General features: G+C 65.4%; 2 protein-coding genes. Both read left to right on the forward strand.

Translation table 11 applies throughout. The features are described 5' to 3' along the window. Positions 1–360: 360 nt before the first annotated feature. Positions 361–1,983, forward strand: a complete 1,623-nt coding sequence (locus ACFMO5_RS12880) for a helix-turn-helix domain-containing protein (protein ID WP_376793157.1) — start codon at positions 361–363, stop codon at positions 1,981–1,983. Continuing rightward, positions 1,946–3,295 carry a type I glutamate--ammonia ligase gene (gene glnA / locus ACFMO5_RS12885; protein WP_376793158.1) on the forward strand — a complete coding sequence of 450 codons (1,350 nt, stop codon included), beginning with the start codon at positions 1,946–1,948 and terminating at the stop codon, positions 3,293–3,295. The genes ACFMO5_RS12880 and glnA overlap by 38 nt, the downstream gene beginning before the upstream one ends. Positions 3,296–3,369: the final 74 nt, after the last annotated feature.

The raw sequence follows: 3,369 nt of genomic DNA on the forward strand, positions 1-3,369 counted from the left end.
CCAGCCCCGAAAACATTTTTCTCCCTCCTCCCTGCAGCCCTTTGGGCTGCGGGGAGGAGGGAGAGAGGGGGGAGGGGCGGTGGGCCTTCACCATCCCGCATCCTCAAAACAAAATGGAAGACGCCCTGCTGGCCGGGCCTATAAAAAGATCTTCCTTCCGCCCCTTCCGTGAGAAGCGGGCGTTCAAGTGCCCTGCTATAAACAAAAGGGCCGCGGGGAAAAGCTAAGGCGCACACGATGGGGCCTTCTGTGGGTGTGGTCATGGCGGAACTGCGGACATGCTCCTCTTCTCTTGTTTCTCATATGTCCCCGACGCCTGGCCCCACCTGAGATTCCCGGTGAGAGAGGTCCGAAGTATCGATGCGAGGAGTGCCACTCAGGGAGCTGCTGGAGACCACGCTGCCGCCGGGAACCCGTGTGGTGGGCGGCGAAAGCGGTCTGGATCGGGAGGTCACATGGGCGACCCTCCTCCGAACGATCCCGGCGCGGACGGCGATTCAGCGAGGAGATCTCCTGCTCTTCTCGCTGGATCTGCTGTCGATGCGCGAGCCACCGCTTTCCTTTCCCGCCCTCCTCGAACTCGCCTTGGAGCGGGAGGCGGCCGGCTTGGCTGTCGTCGGCTCGATCCCTGAGGCATGGGGTCCACTGGCCGACGAAGCCGGACTTCCTCTGCTGGCCCTCCCGGAGGGGACCAGCCTGGCGGATCTGGCGAATCAGATCGCTCGATTCATCACCACCCGGCGGGAGACGCTTTACGAAATCGAGCGGGAACTCCAGCGGCGCTTCCAGCAGGCGGTCATGGCCAGCGAGGGGCTTCCAGCGATTCTGCACGCCTTGAGGGAGATCACGGGGAAGAGCGTCTGGTTGGAGGACGCCCAAGGAACACCTTGGCCGGATCTCCCTGGGCCTCTGGAACCCCCTCCCGGCCGGAGGGAGCGTTCCACGTGGCTTCGCCGTCTTCGTTTCCGAGAGGAAGGAGAAGCCCCTGTCGCCCTTTTCGGGCCGGACGCTGCCGGTCGGGTGTGCGTCGCGGGGGCGGTGTTCATGGAAGGGCGGCCAGTGGGCGCGGTGTGCCTGCTAAGCCCCTCCAGCAACATCCCTGAGCGCGATCGCCTGGCGGTCGCCCAGGCCGCGGTGGCCTGCGGGCTGGTGCTGCTCCGGGAGCGGACCTTGTGGTCCACGGAAGCCCGGGTGCGGGGGGAGTTCCTGGCTCAAGTCCTGCGCGGGGAGCTGCCCGAGGCGGAGGCGCGCCGTCGGGCGCGCGTCCTCAACGAGCCCATCGATGAGCCGATGGCGGTGGCCGTGTTCCGGACCTCGGATCTGGAAAGGAACGCCGAACGCCTGGCGGAGGCGATGCGGCGCCTGACCGCCCGCTTCCCCCGCTGCCGGGTTCAGCCGATGGCCGAGGGGGTCGCGCTGGTCTTCCCACCTCCCGGCGAAGCGGACCTCGAGGCTGTGGTGGAGGGACTGCGAGCTGAGCTGGCCCGCGCGTTGGGCCTCAACGACCTGGCCGCTGGTGTGGGTGGCGTCTACACGGGTCCCACCGGCCTGGCCCGCTCCTTCCGCGAGGCGATCCAATCCCTCCGGATGGCGGAGGATCTGTTAGGGAGCAACTGCACACTGGCGTATCAACGGCTCGACGTCTATCGGATCCTCTATCCCTTACAGGGAAACGAGGTCCTGGAGGAGTTCTACGAACAAGTCCTCGGTCCCTTAGAGCGCTACGATCAGGAGCACCGTGCCGAGCTGATCCCCACGCTGGAGGCCTTCTTCGCCTGTGATGGGAACTTGCAACGGACGGCGGAGCGCCTGTTTCTCCATCGAAACTCTCTGGCTTACCGTCTGCGGCGAATCCAGGAGATCACCGGGATGGACCTGCGGCGGTGGGAGGATTGTTTCCGTTTGCAGCTGGCCCTGAAAATCCGACCGATCCTGAGGAGGCGTTATGAACAGCCAGGCGGTGGATCCAACCCGCATCCTTGAGGAGGCCCGTCAGGCAGGTGTTCGGTTCGTTATTCTCCGCTTCACCGATATCCTAGGGGCGCCGAAGGGGGTGACCATCCCCCTCGAGGATCTCCCGGAGGCCATTGAGACTGGGAAGTGGTTCGATGGGTCGGCCATCGAGGGGTTCGCTCGGGTGGCGGAGTCGGACCTTTACCTGAAGCCGGATTTGAGCACCTTCACCGTTTTGCCCTGGACGCGCGGGCAGGGGACAACAGCCCATGTGATCTGCTGGGTGGTCAACCGGCGCGGCGAGCCCTTCGCCGGGGATCCCCGCTGGGTGCTGGCCCGGGTAATGGAGCGGGCGGCCCGAATGGGTTACACCTATGTGGTGAGCCCGGAGCTGGAGTTCTATCTCTTTCGAGCGGATGGGGGCACTCCCTTCGCTCCCAGCCCTCCCGATGCGATCGGCTACTTTGACCTGGCGACCGATCTCGCCCATCAGGTCCGTTGTGAGATGGTCGACACCATGCGCGCCCTGGGGATCCCGGCGGGGCCCGGCCATCATGAGATCTCGCCGGGCCAGCATGAGATCGATTTCCAACCGGCAGACGCGCTGCGGATGGCGGACTATATCGTCACGGCCCGGCTGGTGATCAAGCATGTGGCGCAGGCCCACGGCCTCCATGCCACTTTTATGCCCAAGCCGATGGAGGGGCGGGCCGGCTCCGGGATGCACACGCATCAGAGCCTGCTTCGCTTAGCGGATGGGGGGAACGCTTTCGCGGACCCCGAGGACGATTATGGTCTCTCCGCCCTGGCCAAGGCCTTCCTGGCCGGGCAGATCGCCCACGCCCGCGGGATGTGCGCCGTGCTCTGTCCATTGGTGAACTCTTACAAGCGCCTGCTGGGAGGGTTTGAGGCCCCGCCGTATGTGAGCTGGGCGCGCATCAACCGTTCCGCGCTCATTCGGATCCCGGTGATCAAGCCGGGGCGGTATCAATCCACCCGCATCGAGCTGCGGAGCCCGGATCCCGCGTGCAATCCCTATCTGGCCTTTGCGGCCATGCTGGCGGCTGGGCTGGATGGGATCGAGCGGCGATTGCCGCTCCCCCCGCCGGTAGAGGAGGAATTGATCCCGATGGAGGCGGCGGAGTTGGAGGCCCGGGGGATCCAGCGCCTGCCGGCCACCCTGGGGGAGGCCCTGGAGGCCCTGAAGGCGGATGGGGTGATTCAGGAGGCGTTGGGGCCTCTGGCGGCCGAGCGGTTCCTGGAGGCCAAGCGATTGGAGTGGGAAGCTTACTGTCGCCATGTCAGCACCTGGGAGATCGAACGCTATTTCCAGGTGTATTGACCTTTAGTAGAGCACTTAGCAAGTTTTAAAGATGAACTCCCTCATGGGGGCGAGCCGGGCGCCTTTGGCGCCCG

This window comes from Thermoflexus sp. (genome assembly GCF_042408365.1).
GTDB lineage: Bacteria > Chloroflexota > Anaerolineae > Thermoflexales > Thermoflexaceae > Thermoflexus.

Bases quoted from the DNA above. Each gene is read 5' to 3' on its own strand.
- ACFMO5_RS12880 (WP_376793157.1), top strand. From the start codon at position 361: ATGCGAGGAGTGCCACTCAGGGAGCTGCTGGAGACCACGCTGCCGCCG.
- glnA (WP_376793158.1), top strand. From the start codon at position 1,946: ATGAACAGCCAGGCGGTGGATCCAACCCGCATCCTTGAGGAGGCCCGT.